General features: G+C 50.8%; 7 protein-coding genes. All 7 read left to right on the forward strand.

Annotation, left to right across the window (positions count from 1 at the left end; translation table 11 throughout):
• Nucleotides 1–150 precede the first annotated feature (150 nt).
• Genes CIK04_RS33195 through CIK04_RS06485 form a run of 7 tightly spaced genes read left to right on the forward strand, consistent with a single transcriptional unit; the run spans nt 151 to nt 20,474 of the window.
• On the forward strand, nt 151–3,315 hold the full coding sequence (locus tag CIK04_RS33195; RefSeq protein ID WP_232708666.1) for an Ig-like domain-containing protein: 3,165 nt from the start codon (nt 151–153) through the stop codon (nt 3,313–3,315).
• Nucleotides 3,197–14,104 carry a type I secretion C-terminal target domain-containing protein gene (locus CIK04_RS06460; RefSeq protein WP_232708670.1) on the forward strand — a complete coding sequence of 3,636 codons (10,908 nt, stop codon included), beginning with the start codon at nt 3,197–3,199 and terminating at the stop codon, nt 14,102–14,104. The genes CIK04_RS33195 and CIK04_RS06460 overlap by 119 nt, the downstream gene beginning before the upstream one ends.
• 11 nt (nt 14,105–14,115) lie before the next feature.
• Nucleotides 14,116–16,269, forward strand: coding sequence for a type I secretion system permease/ATPase (locus CIK04_RS06465; RefSeq protein ID WP_097352896.1), 2,154 nt, complete (start codon nt 14,116–14,118; stop codon nt 16,267–16,269).
• Nucleotides 16,266–17,594: an HlyD family type I secretion periplasmic adaptor subunit gene (locus tag CIK04_RS06470; RefSeq protein ID WP_039545539.1), complete on the forward strand. Its 1,329-nt coding sequence runs from the start codon at nt 16,266–16,268 to the stop codon at nt 17,592–17,594. The genes CIK04_RS06465 and CIK04_RS06470 overlap by 4 nt, the downstream gene beginning before the upstream one ends.
• A gap of 17 nt (nt 17,595–17,611) precedes the next feature.
• Complete coding sequence (locus CIK04_RS06475) at nt 17,612–18,922, forward strand: TolC family outer membrane protein (protein WP_038939974.1); 1,311 nt, start codon at nt 17,612–17,614, stop codon at nt 18,920–18,922.
• A 1-nt stretch (nt 18,923) separates the two neighbouring features.
• On the forward strand, nt 18,924–19,538 hold the full coding sequence (locus CIK04_RS06480) for an OmpA family protein (protein ID WP_038939976.1): 615 nt from the start codon (nt 18,924–18,926) through the stop codon (nt 19,536–19,538).
• Nucleotides 19,539–19,565: 27 nt separating this feature from the next.
• Complete coding sequence (locus CIK04_RS06485) at nt 19,566–20,474, forward strand: PstS family phosphate ABC transporter substrate-binding protein (protein ID WP_039538588.1); 909 nt, start codon at nt 19,566–19,568, stop codon at nt 20,472–20,474.
• Nucleotides 20,475–20,682 lie beyond the last annotated feature (208 nt).

Consider the following 20,682-nt stretch of genomic DNA (forward strand, 5'->3'; position numbering starts at 1 on the left):
TTGAGAGAGGCTTATTTGATATGTAAATCCGTTAATGAGGTGTGGATTTAATTTAAAAAACATAAGCTTAAATGATAGGTCAAGCCTTGTGGGTTTGTTTGGTATGCATTAAATTTATATCAGTAAGCGCAGTGGCATAGGGAAATGACAATGAAACCGGTACTTTATATCGAAATCGACGGCGTACTTTGGAAGGTAATGCCTGATGGTCAGTGGGTTGCCGTACAAGCCGACGAGGTGGTTGACCCAACGGTGAAGTACGTTAAAGAAACACCGCTACCTATTAATGATAGTGATGCCGTTAACATTGACGATCCCATTGACGCAGAGCCAGTATACCAACGCCCTACAACGCCAAACGATGCGCAATCTTCGGATAAGGACCTCGCTTCTGAAAGCGCGAGCTTATTCGGTTTCATTCGCCCTGAACTGCGTGAGGTGTTGGCTCAATCCGGTTACGACACGCTGCCGACAGACTATGAAAACACGCCTGAGCGTGAAAGCCCAGATGCGCAATTTTATCTCTTGGATGATGATGCCACGATCACGGTGACGATAGCTGATGGTGGCGATGGTTACGAAAATGCGCTGGAAGTACCGAGCATTGCGATTTTCGGTACCACGACAGACGTAGAGGATGGCCGCATCGTTCAGCTGGTTTTGTCTGACGCTTCCGGTCAACAGCAAGTGTTTAGCGCTACGGTTTTTCAAGGCGAGTACCGCATTGAAGGTATTGACGCCAGTGGGTTTGATGAAGACACCTTGACCGTCACCGCAACCATTACCGATGAACTCGACAACTTTATTCAAGCCTCTGATACCACAATCAAAGATACTTTGGCGGAGATCACCACTGAGTTTGATGGCCGAGGCGATGAGTTCTTTAACCGTTTTGAAATCTCTTCCTCGGGCCTGACTGGCACCGTTAGCCATGTTGAAGATGGGCAACGCATCGATATCGAAGTGATCGATAGCTTGGGCCAAACCCTACGTTTTACCACTAGGGTCAATGGTGGAACCTGGTCGATCAACGAAGATTTAAGCAGCCTTGCGGAAGGCCCACTGACGATTCATGCTCAAACCATCGACGTAGCGGGCAACCCCGCAAGTGCAAGCGATACCATTGTCAAAGACACACAAGCTTCCATTACGGTAACCATTGACTCTGCCGATGATGATTTGGTGAGTGATGCCGAGAGTGGCAACGTTCGTGTCTACGGTGAGGTGACGAATGTTGAAGATGGACAAGCGATTCGTGTTGTCCTAGTGGACTCGGCAGGCCATGCGCAGTGGTTTGTTACCTCAGTGTCGGGCAATCAATGGTCGATCGACAACATCGATGTTTCTCAGTTTGCCGATGGTGATTTTCGCGTCTTGGCGATGACGAAAGATGTTGCGGGTAACCCTGCTGTTGCAACCGATAGCGCAGGACTAGATACCACTTTTCCTACCATCGATATTGATACCTTAACCGGGTTGCAGATCATCGATTTTAAATCCGGGGCAGACACGGCCTTGCAAGGTACCACCTCGGGCGCGGAAGCTGGGCAGCCGGTTTTAGTCACCATCACCGATGGGGTGAATACGGTTGAAGCGCTCACCCAAGTTGATGCGGCTGGCAATTGGTCGTTCGACAGCATTGACCTTTCGACATTGGATGCCAATTTGGAATGGCAATTGAACGCAACGGTGACAGATCTCGCTGGCAACCGCGCAAGCGACGATATGCCTAGCCTGATGGTGCCTGATATGGTCAACGTTAATGAAGATATTGCCGTTGCTCTTGGCAGCAGCGACGCGCTTTCGCAAATCAATATCGACAATGCCGATTTCACGTTCATTGATGAGCAAAGTAGCCTGTCTTCACTGACCTCGCTTGGTCAATCCATCTCGGTGGTACTTTCTGCCGATGGTCTTTCTCTTTCGGCGCTGCGAGCCGATGGTCAAGTGGTGTTGTCGGCCCAAATTCTCAACAATCAAGAAGTCAAAATTCAACTCTTTTTGCCGGTCGATCACGGTGACACCCAACGTTTACTGACGGAGCTGATGATTCAAGGCACGCAAACCGACAGTGATGGTACAAGCGAAACGGTGGTTGCGCCGGTGGCGGTGGTGATTGGCGATGCGATTGTGTTTCCTCCACTGGTTGACAGCGCGGCGATCACCGTCACCATCGATGACGGTGGCGATGGCTACGAGAATGCGCAAGAAGTCCCCGCCGTCGTCATTCATGGCACCACCACCGATGTGGAAAATCTCCGATTAGTGACGATCACTGTGACCGATGTGGATGGCAATACGCTGACTTTCACCACTCGAGTAGAAAACAACCGTTACCAAATCTCGCCAGTTGACTTGACAGGCTTAGCCGAAGGGCCGTTAAGCGTAGAGGCTCATATCGACGATGTCTATGGCAAGACCATTCAAGCCTCAGATAGCACCATCAAGGATACCTTGGCAGACATCACCGCGGAGTTTGAAGGCAATGGCGATGCGTTTCTCAATCAGTTTGAAGTGAGCAAAACCGTACTGACAGGACGAGTCACCGAGGTAGAAGATGGTCAGCGCATTGATATCGAGGTGATCGATGTTCTAGGGAACACCTTAACGTTTTCGACTCTTGTTGCGGGCAATACGTGGACAATCGAGGCTGATCTTTCGTCGCTGGTGGATGGCGAGTTGACGCTTAATACGGAGACCATCGACGTTGCCGGTAATGTCACCACCGCGAGTGATACCATCATAAAAGATACGCAAGCAGCGATTACCATCGCCATCGACAGTGGCGAGGACGAGGCGCTGAATCCGACCGAACTGAGTTCTGTGACGCTTTCTGGCGTTGTCAGCCATGTTGAAGATGGCCAAGCGGTGCAAGTGGTGGTGACGGATGCCTCTGGGGCGAAGTTAGCGTTTACCACCGTAGTCGTATCGGGCGCGTGGTCACTCACAGATCTCGACCTTTCCTCTCTTACGGATGGCGAAATCCACGCCACCGCCAGTACCATCGATGTGGCGGGTAACCCTGCCACAGCAGAAGATACGGTGTTCGTGGATACCACGGCGCCCACCATCGACATTGATACCTTAACCGGCCTTGGGATTGTTCAATTTAAGCAAGGTACGGAAACCGCACTGCAAGGCAGCACCCGGACAGCCAGTTGTGGTGACCATCAGCGACGGCACTCAGACCATCTCGGTGACCACAACGGTGGATGCGTCTGGCTTGTGGTCGTTTTCGTCCATCGATGTCAGTGCGCTCGATGCTGCGAAAAGTTGGACCTTAACTGCTACGGTGACCGATGCCGCCGGCAATAGCGCCAGCGATGAGACGCCAACACTGGATATTCCAGACACCGTCGCGTTGTGGGAAGACGTAGCGGTGATTCTCGACAGCAGCGAGGCGTTGTCGGACATCAATATCGATAATGCCCAGTTTACTTTCCACGACACGCAGTCCGATCTCGCCGCACTTACCTCTCTTGGTCAATCCGTGTCAGTGGTGATTTCAACCGATGGTCTATCCTTGAGCCTTATCCGTGGCGATGGGGCAACAGTATTAACCGCCGCGATTGAAACCAATAGCCAAGTTAAGTTGTCCCTCTTTTTGCCCGTTGACCATGGTGAAGCGCAACGCTTGCTGACGCAAATTTTGTTGGAAGGCACCCAAACGGACGCCGACGGCACCACAGAAACAGTGATTGCACCGTTACCGATTGTGATTGAGGATGCGATTGTCTTCCCACCCTTGGTGGATAGCGCGTCGTTGACGGTTACTATCGACGATGGCGGCGATGGCTACGAAAATGCTCTCGAAGTACCAGGCACGCGGATACACGGCAATACGGTGGATGTTCAAGATTTGCGTTTAGTCACCATTACCGTGACCGATTCGTTGGGCGCGACACTGACTTTCACCACCCGAGTTGAGAACAACCAATATCAGTTTTTCCCTGTCGATTTGAGCTCGCTTGCTGAAGGGTCGCTCACGGTCGAGGCAGAAATTCATGATGCCTATGGCAACGTCATCACCGCCAACGACGCCACCATCAAAGACACCTTGGCAGAAATGGATGTCGCCTTTGATGGCCAAGGGGATGCATTTTTAAATCAGTTCGAAGTGGCTACCACCATGCTCAATGGCCACGTGGCCAATGTTGAAGATGGACAAACCATCAACGTTGAAATCATCGATGGGCAAGGCGGACGACTGACTTTTACCACTGTGGTATCGGGCGAGCAATGGTCCCTGGAGGTTGATTTAAGCACGTTAAGTGATGGTGAGCTGACGGTACACGCTCAAACCCTTGATGTCGCGGGCAACCCTACCACCTCACAGAACACCATAGTGAAAGATACTCAAGCGTCCATTACGGTTGAAATTGAAAGTGGTGACGACGACTTATTGAATCCAGAAGAGTTGACTTTGGTAAAAGTTGGCGGTTTGGTCAGTCACATTGAAGATGGCCAAAGCGTGAATGTGGTGCTGTCGGACTCCGCAGGCAACACCATGACACTGCAAACCGCGATTGTTGGAGGGGCATGGGCGATCGAGAATCTCGATCTTTCTGGCTTTGTGGATGGCGAGATCTCCGCCACCGTCTCGACCGTCGATGTCGCAGGCAACCCAGCAACGGCAACCGATAGCGCGACGGTAGACACCACGGCTCCAACCATTGACATAGATACGCTCGATGGCCTCAACATTTTGCAGTTTAAATTAGGTACCAGCACTGCGTTGCAAGGCACCACTACAGGGGCCGAAGCCGGTCAACCCGTGGTGGTGACCATCAGCGATGGCACTCAAAGCATCAGTGTCACTACCAGCGTGGATGCCGCGGGAAACTGGCAATTTGCAGCCATTGATGTGAGCGACTTGAACAACCGCGCGACATGGACACTCACCGCCACGGTGACCGATGCTGCAGGAAACAGCGCGGTGGATGATATGCCGACGCTCACCTTCCCTGATGTGGTGACCGTGTATGAAGATTTGACGGTGGCGATTGGCAGCAGCGGTGCAACATCCGATATCAATGTGGAACAAGCACAATTTCGTTTCCATGACGTGCAAACGGATCTAGAAAGTCTGACTTCGTTTGGTCAAAGCATCACGACCACGCTGTCAGCCGATGGGCAGACCTTAACCGCCACCCGTGCCGATGGCGAAATTTTACTGACGGCGCATATTGCCTCGAATGCTCAAGTTCAGTTGCAACTGTTCCTGCCAGTGGATCACGGCGACTCGCAGCGCCTACTCACGGACCTGATGATTGCAGGAACGCAAACCGATGCCGATGGCACCACTGAAACGGTACTAACGCCACTGCCCATTGTGATTGAAGATGCGATTGTCTTTCCTCCGCTGGTTGATAGTGCAGAGATTACTGTGGTGATTGACGATGGTGGCAATGGCTACGAAAACCAGTTTGAAGTGCCCGCAGTGCGTATTCACGGTAACACGGTGGATGTCGAGAATTTACGCCTCGTCACCATTACCGTCACGGATGTAGATGGCAAGGTGCTGACCTTTACCACACGCGTTTCCGATAACGCCTATCAAGTGAGCCCGGTTGATCTTAGCTCATTGGCGGAAGGGCCACTGACGGTGGAAGCGGAAATTCACGACGTCTATGGCCATTCCGTGTCGGCGAGTGATTCCACGATCAAAGACACCTTGGCGGAGATCAGCACCGATTTCCAAGGCAATGGTGATGAATTCTTCAACAAGGCCGAAATCACCACCAGTGGTATCGCTGGGACCGTGAGCAATGTGGAAGATGGCCAGCGCATTGACATTGAAGTGATTGATCATCTTGGTCATCGCTTAACCTTCACAACCACAGTGAGCGGCAACAGTTGGTCAATCAGCGAAGATCTCTCTGCGCTTGCTGAGGGTGAGCTCATCGTCAATACGCAGACGATTGACGTCGCTGGCAATCCCACCGTGGACACCGATACCATTGTCAAAGACACGCGCGCAGTGATCAGCGTGAATGTGGCCTCAGGCAGTGATGCGCTGCTTAATGCGACTGAAGTGACCGCCACCGATCTGTTTGGCCGAGTCTTTTTTGTCGAAGAGGGTCAAACGGTTTCCGTCACGGTGACGGATCAAGCGGGCAAAGTGCTGACGTTTAGCACCACGGTGGTCAACGGACGCTGGGAAGTCGCCGATGCGGATCTCTCTAGTCTTGCTGATGGGCCGATTGTGGTGACGGCGTCGGTCAGTGATGTGGCGGGCAATGTGGCAACGGCCAGTGATTCGCTGCATGTGATTGATACTTTGCCACCACAAATAGATATCGATACGCTCGATGGTTTGAGCGTGGTGGATTTTCGTTCGGGCAGCTTGACAACCCTTCAGGGCACGACCAGCGCGGAAGAAAATCAAACCGTAACGGTGACGATTACAGACGGAACAAATACGCTGACTTACACCACACTTGTTGATGTTTCAGGCTCATGGACGATCAACGGTGTTGACATTGCTTCGTTGGATCAAAATGCAGAGTGGCAAATTCAAGCAGACGTAACAGATTTAGCGGGTAACCCAGCAACGGACACCATGCCGACGGTGATCTACCCAGCTGGTGCGGTGTTCATCGAAGCGCTCGTTGGTCTCCTTGGACAGCAAAATGCGACGGTTGATCTCAACATCCAGTTTGGTGATTTTGCTTTCCACGCTGACCAAAGTGCCTTCACCGAGCTGACTTCGCAGGGGCAAGCTATCACGATCGCCATTTCGACAGACGGGTTGAGCTTAACGGCTACGCGAACTGATGGGGCACAGGTACTGACGGCGGAGATAGTGGATGACCAAGTGAAGATCAGCCTGAAAAAGCCGCTCGATGAAATTCGCGATCTTGATTCTACCCATACCTCTTTGCTTATCCAGGCCACACAAACGGATACCGATGGCACCAGTGAAACCGTCGTGGCGCCTGTTTCCATCGTCGTACTCGACTCTCAACCGATCTCCTTTGATGACCACTACCTGACAACGGAAGGGCACAATGAGTTTGGTAATCTGCTCACCAACGATTTTGATCTTGATGCGCCACTGTTGGTGAAGAGCATTTTCATTAATGGCGAAACGCATGTGGTTTCGCAAAGCGCACCACTGAGCTTAGTGCTACCAGAGGGAATCCTCACCATCTATTCCGACGGTCGTTGGACCATGGCGGTCAGTCGAGATCTCGACCATAGCCAAAGCCAGCAAGTGACGTTTTCCTACATCGCAGGGGACAAAAACTACGATTACGACTCCGCGAATGTGGTGATCGATATTCACGATGGTGAGGCTGGGCGAATTGAACCAGGCAGCCAAAACCTGACAGAAAATCTGATCAGCGATGGGGCACAAGTGGTGACAACAAGCATCACGGTGACTGGTGGCTCAGATAATCCCGATGCCAACTCTTTGCGTTTTGATGAAAAGGCTTTAGCGGACTTTGAATCCCTTAATTTGACCAGTGGTGAGAGTTTATTGACGCTGAGCTATCAGTTAAGTTCGGATGGTAAAACGATCAGTGCCACAGCACACAATGGCGATGTTATCTTTACGCTCACCCTCAGTGACGCGGCGATCAGTGGTAGTGATGTGAACGCGTCACTCACTCTTACTTTGAATCGGCCAATTAACCAGTACAACGGTGATGATGTCACTCGTTTACCTGTCACCATCACAGGCACCGACAGTGATGGTACGGCGCTGATCTCTGGAGATTTTGTTTGGCGAATTGAAGATGGCACCAATCCTACGTTATCAAATGCAGATGGTGTGTTCTTAAACGAAGAAGGGTTGCTGACTCAATCGAGTATCAGTGACAGTGGTTCAGTCAATGTCGTGGTGGGAAGCGATCCTATTGGCTCGCTCTATTTTGAACTGGCTGGGCAGCCCACTCTAACCAGTGGTGGGGAAGAGATTTCGTACGTGGTTTCTCCAGATGGCAACACGATTCAAGCCTATGTCGGGGATCTGAACCACTTGGTGTTTGAAGTGCATATTCAAGAGCCAAATGCAGAAAACAACTCACTGATTAACTACGATTTCATTCTTTATCGAGCGTTAGATCAGCACGATGAGGATGAAATTGACGCGATTCCTCTCGTGATCACCATACGCGATACCGATGGCGATATACAGCGCTTGCCTTTAGACATCGAAATCCAAGACGGGCATCAAGGTGAGCTGACGTCGGCAACTTTAGTGGTGACTGAGCTGCCGAAAGACAACTTGATTCCCGCGGGCATTACCAGTGAAGCAAGTGTCAATCTGGTGGTATCGGCGGACACCGACCCAATCGTTGCGGTGACCTTGTCAGTGAGTAATGGCCAAGCGGTGGTGGATCGCAACAACAATGCGCTTACCCATAATGGTGAGGCGTTGGTTTGGCGTGTGAACGGTGACGGCAGTTATGATGCCATTCTCAGTGATGGCACGGCGGTATTCTCTGTGCAGTTGCCGGATGGCGTAAACTTTGCGCCAGATAGCACCAATCAGGTTACCCTGTCGGTGCATCTCTATTTGCCCGTTGATCACAGTAAACTGACTAACGATAAACAATTGAGTGTTGCATTACCCGTCACCGCGACGGATACCGACGGCACGTCCGTGACCAGCAATAGCACCTTGATCATCTTTGATGGCGAAACGCCAACATTAAGTATCGCTGGTCAAGTGGTGGTAGACGAGCACGGCATTACGGATGATGATGGCATCGCATCGGGCAGCGAGACCGTCACGCATGTACTGAATGTCGATGGCGGTAGTGATGATGTGGCTGATATTCAGATCGACATCGCCGCGTTCAACGCCCAAGGCTTTACCAGTGGCGGTTTAGCGATAACCCTGTATGCGCAAAACAGCAATGGCTGGTTTGTGGCAAAAAGCAATGATGGCGAAGTGGTGTTCAAAATTCGCCCGAACAACAACGGCAAAGTCGATTTTGTCCTTTCTGGTGCGCTGGATCACCCTGATGGCAATGGTACCAACTTACTTGATCTGCCTTTTGATATGTGGGTTATCGATGCCGATGGCGACATCTCCTCCACTGAAACTTTAACCGTGACGGTGACGGATGATGTGCCCATTGCGCAGAACACCAGTGTCGAGCTGGTGGAAGGAGACAGTTACACCACGAACTTGCTGCCTGAGTCGGTGATGGGTGCCGATGGTGCTGAAATCAGCAGCGTGACGTATCGCGGTACAACTTATCCACTCTCGGCGGATGGCACGCCAGTGACTATCCAACTCGTTAACCCGAATGTGCCAAGTGAGGTGTACGGCTCACTGGTTGTGCATCAAGATGGCACATTTGAACTAACCACCAACCCAAATGTGACCACGGTTCCTGCGATTTCTGACACGTTAAGCTATGTGGTTATCGATGGGGACGGCGACCAAGTGACCAGCACCGCAACGCTGGTCTTGGATGACACAGCCGGCATCTTACGTGTTGATGATGTGGAAATGCGTGAAGATGAGCAAGGGACACTGTCCATCGTGGTGGCACTGGGCGACCGCGATCAAGGGGAAACGGTGGACTCGATAGAGATTGATGCCAATTCTCTGCAAGGAGGCACCTTATACCTTGATGGTGTCGCGCTCAATGCCGTGGGTGGCAAAGTCATTCTCTCGGGTAGTCAGCTGCTGATGATTGGCAACCAAGTGACGGTGTCAGGCGCACTGACCTATCAACCTGCCACGCATTTAGCCAGCAATACCGCTACGATCGTTTTGGCGGTCAGCGCGATCATCGCCAGTACCACAGGCAGTGAAACCTTGGCGGATACCATTAATGTCAATGTGTTCCCCGTTGCGGATGTACCTACATGGCAAGCCGATTCACAGTATGACTATACCCTTGTTGAAGACGCTTCAGAGCCATTATCGCTGACGTTGAACGCCGATCTTGTCGACAGCGACAGCTCAGAGAGCCTCAGCTATCTGATCTCCGGCATTCCTGCGGGAATTACCGTTTGGCTCGATGGCAGCCAAGTCAACGAAACCATCGCTTACAGCGAAGAAGAATTGAATCGCATGACGATTCGATCCGATACCAATATTTCTGGACAGTTCACCTTTACGGTCACCGCAGTAGCAACGGAAGCGGGTAGTAGCTTTGCCAGTCCAAGCGATCAAACGGCAGTCGCTTCCCAGCAAGTGACCATCAATGTGCGCCCGGATGCCGATACGCCATCACTGTCCGTGAAAAACATTGCGGGCTTAGAAGATCAGCCGTTGAACCTCCACGATGCGATTAAAGGGCATCTCACCGATAGCGATGGTTCTGAAACGCTCTACTACAAACTTGAAGTGGCAGAGGGTTGGAGTGTCGAAGGGGGCAGTTCGCTTCGCTTGGAAGATGGCACTTATTGGTTCTCGGATGCTGAGCTGGTGGCTGGCCACATCTATTTGATTCCGAAAGAAGACATCAGCTCGGTGACTGAAACCTTGACCGTGAAAGTGACCGCCGTTTCGCTGGAGTCAACGGTGGATGGTTTGGTCCCAGTGACACCAACCGCCAACAGCAGTACGGAAACCATCACTATCCGTTTAACCGGGGTTGTCGATGAACCACTCGCGATCGATGGCGGTGCTGGACATTGGGGTTATGATGCCGAAAGCAAAGTGATCAGCAATCAAACCGATTTCATTGAAGATCAATTGATCCCGTTGGATTTTGAACTCATCACGTCAGATGACGATGGTTCCGAAGTGATCAACATTTTGATCACGGGTATTCCTGATGGCGTGATGCTAGTGGATGCTTCAGGGCAGCCAGTGAGTTTGCCGATCTCGGGTGAAGACCCAACCACAGGGATCATTTATCAAGTGACCAATAGCGATTTGGCTAACTTGTATCTCAAAGTCCCTGAGGATTACAGTGGTCAACTGCAACTCTCTCTTAAAGTGATCTCCACTGAGCCAGATGGTGACTCCGGCGAGTTCCCGATGACGGTAGATATCGAAATCAAGCCGCAAGTGGATCAAAACTCAGGCAGCATCATCAGTTCGTTAGGTGTGGAAGACAATCGAGTTCCTCTTTCACTTTGGCCATCATTAGGTGCAGATAACGACGGCAGTGAAGAAGTCATCGGTTATGTGATTAACGCACCAGAGCAGGGAATCACGCTCTATTTTGATGGCGTTGAAATAACGATTCCTACGGGTGGATTAGATGTCGCGAGCTTGACCGACTCTCTTTTCCCCGATCTGGAATCGTTGTTAAACAGCGGTCGTTTAACGGCTAAAGGACCGATGGATTTCAGCGGTACGCTCGATATCCCAGTGACTTATTTGGTGCAGGATACCTCTGGTACAGGCGCCATTGATCAGAAATATGTTGATGCCACCATCGCCGTGAATTTTGATGCCCGCGTTGAACTCGATACGCGATTAGAAGGCAATCCGCGGGTGCTCGTCAACAGTGAGGGGGGAGCAGTCGATCTCACATACGCGGTGCGTTTTGTTGATATGGACGTGGATGGCTCTGAGTATCTTGATTATATCGTCATCAAAGTGCCGACAGGCTTAACCTTGATTGTCGACCATCCGAATGGTGCCACTCAAGACGGTGAAGGAAACTGGGTGATCCCTGCGCACGGCCTAACCAGTGATAGCGTGCGCGAGTTGGCGGCGCTGATCCTCAAGGATGCGACGATTTCGTCGACACAAAATACCGAGATCATTAATTTAGTGGTCTCAGTGCGTGTGATTGATGGGGAGGATGCCCGCTTTATCGACGCACCGATCCGAGTGCAATTTACTGGGCATGACGACGGGGGTGGCAGCTGTGAGCCCGTTGGTCCCCCTGGCGATCTGACTCCGGGTGATGACGCTCTGCAGTTCAACGAAGGAGAAGACCTCGACTTATCGGGTTTGCTCGATGGCAATATTGGCAGTGATCCTAATAACGAACTCTCATTCTTTATTAGCGCTGATAAACTGCCAGACGGCGTGATGATTGAGGGAGAAGGGGTCACTATTGAGTATGACAACGCGGGGAACATCGTCGGTTTTGTTATTCCGCCCGAAGCAATGGCGAGCTTAAAAATCACCGGTTTGGATGAGGACTTTTCGGGTTGCCTTTCTCTCGAAGTGAACATCAAAGAAACCTCTGGTTGCAATGGTGACAGTGTCACTACTACGCAAGCCATTGATATCGAAATTCTACCCATTGTTGATGATATGCTGGTCTCGTCGGTCACTGCCATGGATGAAGATGGCGTGACGGATCTGAATTTGAGCCTGACACTCGGTGACAGTGTTGAGGCGGGACAAACGATCAGTGGTGAGGGTAACAGCGCAACGGGTAAAGAGACCATCAATAGCCTGATGATCAAAGTGCCAAGTGGCGTCACGTTAGTGGAAACTCCGGCAGATACTGGACTGCTCACCGACAACGGTGATGGCACGTACACCATTAACGATGCGGCTCGACTTGGCGATATCAGCCTTGTCCCTCCGGCGCATTACAGTGGTGATATTCGCTTGGAAGTGCATGCCAATATTACCGATGCTGCGGATTGTGTCGCGCAAACCGATACGCAAGACAAAGTTTCCATCATCACCATTCATATTGATCCGGTGACCGATGCCGCCAACATTAACGCAAGCAACGTACGGGGGGATGAGGACAGTTACATTGCGTTGTCCGGCCTTGATGTTAGCCTCATTGACCAAGATGGTTCCGAAACACTATCCGTCATGATCAAAGGCGTACCGGATGGGGCTGTGCTGGTTTACAAAGTGGGTGCAAGTTATGAACTGCTGCCAAATAATGGAGCCGATGGTGGCAGTTTCGATGGCATGCCCACCAGTGAGTGGCAACTTGATCCAAGCAGACTTGCCGATCTTTATATTCTCCCACCATTGGATTTCAGCGGTGATATTCCACTCACCATCAACGCAATCACGCAAGAGATCGGTACCACCGATATTGTCCACACCTCTGGCTCGATGACAGTGGGCGTTTTGCCAGTGGGTGATGATGTACAGTTCTTTGGATTGGATAGTCAATACACTGGCATGGAAGGAGAAGCGCTTTCTATCCCAGTGACCATCAGCAGCAATGAAACCAATAGCGATGAGTTTATTGTACTGACCTTGCATGCTGAATTGACTTCCGATCCTTCTGCGTTGAGCGGGCTGGATAAGATCATTGTTGATGGCCATGAAGCGTCATTCAATCAGCACGGTGATGGTAGTTGGGTGGCGAGAGTGATTGTTCGAGCCAGTGAGGTCGGTAATATCCAACTCTACTCAGGGGATGCCTTTGGCACCCTCAACTTGACCATGACAGCGCAAACTTTTGACAAGAGTATTGTGTTGGGCTCTCTTGCGACAGATTTGGGTGAGGCGCAAACACAAAGCATTGTCGTTGAGCTAGCTCCGGTACCCGATGAGCCCATTTTGACGCTGGATTACGTCACCATCGTGGCTGAAGCGAGCGGGTCGATTTCACTCAATCTGGATATGAGTATGGTTAATCCTGCCGATGGAGAAGAAGGGTATCTGACCATTTCGGGATTACCCGATGGTTTGCTCCTGTCGGCTGGCAGCAAAGAGTCTGGCGAATGGCTCGTTCCGGTTAATGATGTGGCCAACCTCAGTATTGTCTCCGGCTACACCGGCGCCGAGAGTTTCACCCTCACACTGACGCCAAGTGCGCAGCTGGGCGGCCAGACAGCGACAGGACTCAGCCAGGTGTTGGATGTGCAGCTATTGGCGATAGGGGACAGCAGCTTAACCGCCACCAGTGGCGATGATCTGTTTGTCTTCAACTCAGACAGTTTAGGTTCAGTGGGAGATGCGACGGTCGATACCATCGCAGGGTTTGATATGTCTGCCAACAGCGACACCATTGATCTTAGTGCGATTTTGTCTGGTTTGGGTGTGAGTGATGGTGCGAGTGCGGATCCATTTGTCGACCTAGTGCAAACCGGTACGGATCTGCATATCAACATCAAGACTGATGGTGTGAATGCGGTGCAAACCATCGTGCTGACAGACCTGAATCTTGAGGATTATTACGGCGCAGGGCTGACCGAAGCACAAATCCTTCAGCAAATGATCGATGATCAAAATCTGATTGTTCAGTAGTTGGGAGTGGTATGAACACAATCGTGGAAGAGAGACAAGATCACTGGTTAACGGCCATTCTTTGGGCATGCCAACATTTTGGTATTCGTTGTCACGCCCTGAAGGTGGTCAATGGTCTGCCCCTTGAAAATGGCCAATTGAGTGAAGCCTTGTTTCAACGAGCGGCAGAGCAAGCGCAGCTAGAGGTCGGCCTCACCAGCTTGTCGTTGCTGGAACAGGCCACTTTCCCCTGTTTAGCCGTGGGGAAGCAAGGTAGCCCGCTGCTGATTTTGGGGCGAGAAGGCGAGCGATACCGCTGTTTATCGCCGCATCAGGCCAATAGTGACCTGACCTTGAGCTTGGATGAGTTGAAAACGCAAGTGAAAGAGGGGGTATGGCAGCTTTCGACACAGGTTGCTGCTGATGGCCGTGTTGAGAGTTTGATTGAAGAAAAGCCCGTTCATTGGTTTCGCCAAGTGCTGATGGAAGTGCGTCCTTGGTATCGCGATCTCTTACTGGCTTCGTTTGTCATTAACTTGCTGGCGATGGTCGTGCCACTGTTTACCATGAATGTGTACGACCGCGTGGTGCCGAATCAAGCCTTCCATACTCTTTGGGTGCTTTCTGTCGGTGTCCTCATCGTCGTGGTGTTTGATTGGGTATTACGAGAAGCGCGCAGCTCGGTGACCGATATGGCGGGGCGCTATGTTGAAAACAAACTGTCAGCGCAATTATTCCAAAAAGTACTGGGGATGCGCCTTGAGCAGCGACCTCAATCGGTGGGCGCATTTGCCCGCCAGTTGCAAGATTTCGATAGCGTAAAAGATTTCCTCACCTCAGTGTCACTGGTTACTTTAGTCGATCTGCCGTTTACGCTGTTCTTCCTCCTGCTGATTGGCTGGTTAGGCGGCGCGATGATGTTGATCCCGCTGGCGGTCATGGCCGCGTTATTGCTGCTCAGTTTTGTGATGAAAGGTCGCCTTGCACAAACCTTTACCGAATCGGCGCGCCTTTCTACGCAACGCCAAGCCCATGTCTACGATAGCCTGTCAGCGTTAACGGATATCAAGCAAAACAATGCAGAAGGGATGACACAAAAACGCTGGGAACAGACGGTTTCTGCGTTGTCGGAATGGCAAACCCGTTCGCGTTTTTATTCCAACATTGTTTCTCACTCCATTATGTCGAGTCAGCAAGTGGTGACGATCGCCTTGATCATTTTCGGTGTGTATCAGATTGCCGAAGGGCGATTGAGCATGGGAGGCTTGATTGCCATAGTGATGCTCAGTGGGCGCGCTGCCTCTTCGATCAACCAGCTTTCTATGCTGATGCTGCGTTACCAGCAGACGCAGACCGCAATGGAAGGGCTCAACCAGATCATGGCCACGCCTCAAGAATCCACGTCACATCAAGTGATGGACAGAGGCGAGTTCCACGGTAATGTTGCTTTGCGAAACGTCAGCTTCGCCTACTCAGAGATGCAGATCCACGCGTTGGAAGCGATCTCATTGGATATCAAAGCGGGAGAGAAAATTGGTGTTATCGGCAATGCTGGCTCTGGGAAGTCCACCTTAATGGCGTTGCTTGCTCGTCAGTTGCTGCCAACCGCTGGGCAAATGTACTACGAAACCATTGATGCGCAGTTATGGCCGCCCAGTGTTATTCGTGCTGGGATTGGCTGGGTTGGTCAAAACCCAGGGCTGATTTATGGCACCATCTACGAAAACATCACCTTTGGTGACCAAAGCATTGATGAGCAAAGATTACTTAACGCGGTGATGCTCTCTGGCCTCAATGATTACATGCCTCGCTTAGCGAATGGCTTGGAAACTCAGGTGGGTGAGCTGGGGCGTTTTCTCTCTGGAGGACAGCGTCAGGCAGTGGCGATCGCTCGCGCGATCTATCGCGACCCTGCGATGCTGCTTTTGGACGAACCCACCAGTGCGTTAGACAAAGCGGCAGAAGAGCGTTTTTTCCACGCTTTACAACGTTTGCCAGCGAACAAAACCTTGGTCATTAGTTCACATAAGCAGAGTTTTCTTACCCTTTGCGATCGTATTTTGGTGCTCGATAAAGGTAAATTGGTGGCGCAAGGCACACCGCATGAGATCTTCACACAGCAAGGTTCTGCGAGAGTGCGCAGCCGAGTGAAATCAGTGAGCGTGGTCAAAGGAGGGCAATCATGAGCAGTCAGATCATGTGGTCGAATAACCGCATTGCTTACCGTTCTCGTCGTCTCATTTGGCTCTGCGCTGCGTTGGTGATGGCGATAGTGGTTTGGGCCTCATGGGCGACCTTAGATGAGGTGGTGGTTGGCGACGGCAAAGTAGTGCCAAGCTTGTCGATTCAAACCATACAGAGTTTAGAAGGCGGCATCATAAAGCAAGTGTTGGTGTCGCAAGGGGAACAAGTGGTGAAAGGGCAGCCTTTGATGGTTCTCGATGACACCCGTTTTCGCGCTTCTTACCAAGAGTCGGATCAGCAATTGCAAACTTTGCTCGCGCAGAAAAAGCGTTTGGAGCTCGAGCTGCAAAGCATCGTGGTTGACGGTCGATCCACGGATTGGCAGCAACAAGTGCGCATTGCCAAGCAACCTTACCCAAGTGGGCAAGATGAAGTCACTCGCGCCGAATTTAATGCGCGAGAAAATTACCATCAACGTTTGGAACAGTTGGACTCGGAACTGGAAGAATCCGCCTTGCGCATTGAGCAGCAGTCTCAAGCCTATCAAGATACGTTAAACAGCATTCGCACCTTGGAAAACAGCATGGCGATTGTGCAGAAAGAGCTCAACATGCTTGAAGATGTCGTGAAAACAGGGGCAGTGGCCGAAGTGGAGCTGCTTAAACTCAAGCGCGACTACGTCAAGCTGCAAGGCGATATTTCTAGTGCAAAAGTGCTGGCACAGAAACAAAAAGCGGCTTATTCCGAGTCGATTGCGGATTATCGCGGCATTGCGCTCGATTTTCGCACCAAAGCGCGTGGTCAGTTGAATGAAGTGGTGGCTGAGCTCGCGCGTTTACAGGAAAGCCAATCGGCGATAGCCGATCAATTGCGTCGCACGGAAATTTTGTCACCGGTGGATGGCACGGTAAAAGATGTGTTGATCCGCTCGATTGGTGGTGTGGTGCGCCCGGGTGAACCGATTATGGAGTTGGTGCCGCTCGATAGCCGCTTAATTGTGGAAGCGAGAATTGCGCCACAAGATATTGCTTATGTCAAAGTCGGTTTAGAAGCCACGGTCAAATTTACCGCTTATGACTTCGTTATCTATGGTGGGCAGAAAGGCAAAGTGGTGTATGTGAGTGCTGACTCACTCAAAACCGAAGAAGGTGACCCGTATTATCGTGCTCACATTGAATTGATGGCCGATGACGCATCACAACAGAATTTTAGAATTATCCCCGGCATGCAGGCGATGGTCGACATATTGTCGGGAGAGAAAACCGTATTGAGCTATTGGCTTAAGCCGCTTCTCAGAGCCAAAGAGACGGCGTTAAGAGAGCCTTAAACAGAAAAGGAAAGGGAATGCGTTCAAAATTACTCATGGTGTCATGGGCACTGGCGCTGCCACATGCACATGCAATCTCACTGGAGGAGTCGGTGGCTGCAGCCATTGATTACAGCCCAGAAGTACTTGCCCAGTACTCGCGCTATCAATCTGTCATCCGAGATATGGACGGAGCCGAGGGCTTTTATCTGCCACAAGTGAAGCTCTACGGCGCGATTGGTTACGAGGAAACCTACTACAACAGTGGTCGAAAAATCGATGACGATGATCGTGGACTCACGCGCAGTGAGCTTGGGGTGAAAGTTTCGCAGCTGTTGTTTGATGGCATGAAAACCACCGCCAATGTCGATCGTCTCAGCTTTGAAGCGGAATCTGAACGCTTGGCATTATTCTCTGATGCGGAAAACGTTGCCTTGGATGTGGTGAAAGTTTATTTAGAATACCTCAAAGCGCAAACCATGCTGGATCTTGCCGAGCGTAATGTCAGCGAACATGAAGAGATCTATCAAGATATTCTGGAAAGAACGGGCAAAGGCTTGAGTAGCCATTCTGATTTGGCACAGATTTCAGCGCGAGTGGCGACCAGTAAATCGTCCATGATAGCTGCGCAGAACAACCTTTATGATTTAGAAACGCAGTTTATTCGTCTTGTTGGCAAACCTGCTCGTGAGTTGGTGGATCCTGTCTTTGATCTTGCGCTACTGCCACCCAGTCGTGAGGTAGCGGTGCAACAAGCCGTCGACAATCATCCGGAAATTCGCGCAGCCATTCAAGATATTGAAGCGGCGCGTAAAGAGATCAAGCGTGAGAAAAGTGGCTATTACCCAGAGATCAAGCTGGAGCTGCAAGCCAACAAAAACGAGAACATCGGTGGTGCGGAAGGGCGTGATGAAGATGCGCGCATCATGTTGACTCTCGATTACGATCTGTTTAATGGCGGTTCAACCAACGCGCGGGTGGAGTCTTCAGCATGGCGAGCGGAGCAAGCTCGTGCGATTCGCATTCGCACAGAACGTCAGGTGAGAGAAGGAACGGAATTGGCGTGGCACGCCTACGATATGTTGGCTAAGCAAAAACAACTGCTGCAACAAAATGTGGATTCTGCAAAAGTGGCTGAGCAGGGCTACATCCAACAATTTACGGTTGGAAGACGCAGCCTACTGGATGTGCTGGATGCGAAAGTGGAAGTGTTCTTAGCCCGCAGAAACTACGTGGCTGCGCAGTATGACCACACCTTGTCTGCGTATCGATTGCTAAATGCAATGGGGCTGCTTACCTATGCGCTACGTGTAGAACATCCACAAGAATGGCAGGCAAAGGAGAAATAATATGAGACTGAATTTATTAGCCTGCGCAGTGTTGCCTGTGTTGCTTGCGGCTTGCGCACAAATGCCGGACACCACCATGACTCGACATCAAATCGATGATCTGCGCGATAGCGATAAAGATGGGGTGATCAACCAGCGTGACATTTGTGCGGACACGCCATTGGGGGCAGAAGTGGACAGCAAAGGTTGTACTCGTTGGACAATTTATCAAAAAGTGGACATCAAAACCGTTTACTTCAATTTTGACGATGCCCACATTCGTCTCGATCAGTCGAGCGAGTTTGATGAGTTGCTGGCACTTTTAAATCAAGGCACAGAAGCAAAAGTCATTCTGGTCGGCGACACAAGCCCAGAAGGCAGCGATGAGTACAACCAAGTGTTGGCGAAAAAGCGCACCTCGGTATTAAAAGAGGCGTTAATCGAAAACGGCATTGCACCAGAGCGTATTTCTGAGCAGGAATTTACCCAAGTGACCGCGTTGACGGAGAAACTCAAAGACCGAAAACGCCGCACCATCGCGGTGATCACCCAGCCAGATATGAAAACCGAAGCGAAATGGACGATTTACACCTCAGAACAAGAATCGTCCAATCTCAAACGCACTGTTCGTCAATAACGGGTGGCAATCATGAAGGGAGCAAAAATGAAATTAATCAATGGTTGTATTGCTACATTGGCTGGGTTGTCGTTGAGTGCGGGGGCTTGGGCACAAGAAAGCTCGCGTATTTTGGTTGAACAAGAATTGATGGCGGTTGCTAACGATTTAATCCAATCGGCAGAGCTCGATATCACCGCGCGAAAAAGTGCCGATGTGCAAGGCGCAATGATCGACAATCAAGCGCATCTGGGTATCAGTTCACGCAAATGGCTCGACAGTGAAATCGCCTTGTTTGAGCACAAATATGGCTATCGCCCGACGGAGCTTTTCTTTACCTCTGATGTTATTTCGATCGTCGTGAATCAAGAAAACCCCATCGGTGCGGTTACCATTGATGAATTGGAGTTGATCTTCGGTTGCCATGATCAACCTGAACTCATGCAGTGGAATAAGATTCTTGGCGAAGAGTATCAAACCATCAAACCTGTGGCGGTGGAAAACGAACTGGCTAAGCATCTGAACTTCGCTAAGCTGGTGGAGTGTGAATCGCCTCAAAGCTCGCTTACCCAGTTTTATCCTGAGCGTGAGCAACTTATCGACGCGATCGCCGATGACAAAAACTTGATGGGTTATACCGTCTACGCAGAGCTTGAGAGTGGTGTGCGCCGCCTTGATATCATCAACCGCAATGGCGAGCGTTTTGACCTCAACAAAGAGACGATTTTGTCTGGCCGTTACCCATTGTCTAACGTCTATTATCTCTACCTTAATTTGCCACCGAATCGCCATTACCTCACCGATGCGGAGAAGTATTTCGTCGGTTTAACATTAGGCGAAGAGGGGCAGGAAACCATTGCAGAGCACGGTTTTATTAGTTTGCCACCAGAGGCGATTCATCGTAATCGAGTCCGCCTCTCGCTTGATGCGCCAATTGTGTATGGTGGCTACAAATAGCGTAAAAACGCGCAGATAGAAGCAACATGATCACGATGAGCCGAGAGAAATCTCGGCTTATTTTATGGAATCGAACTCACTCGCTTACCAATTAATCATCATCTCAATTACACCATGATTGTGTCTGCTTCCAAATCTCGACAGCAAACAAAGATTGCACATTGCCCGATTCTGATCGTTTGTGATTACCATGGCGCGGTTCTATAAA

It is taken from the genome of Vibrio sp. 03_296, assembly GCF_002265885.1.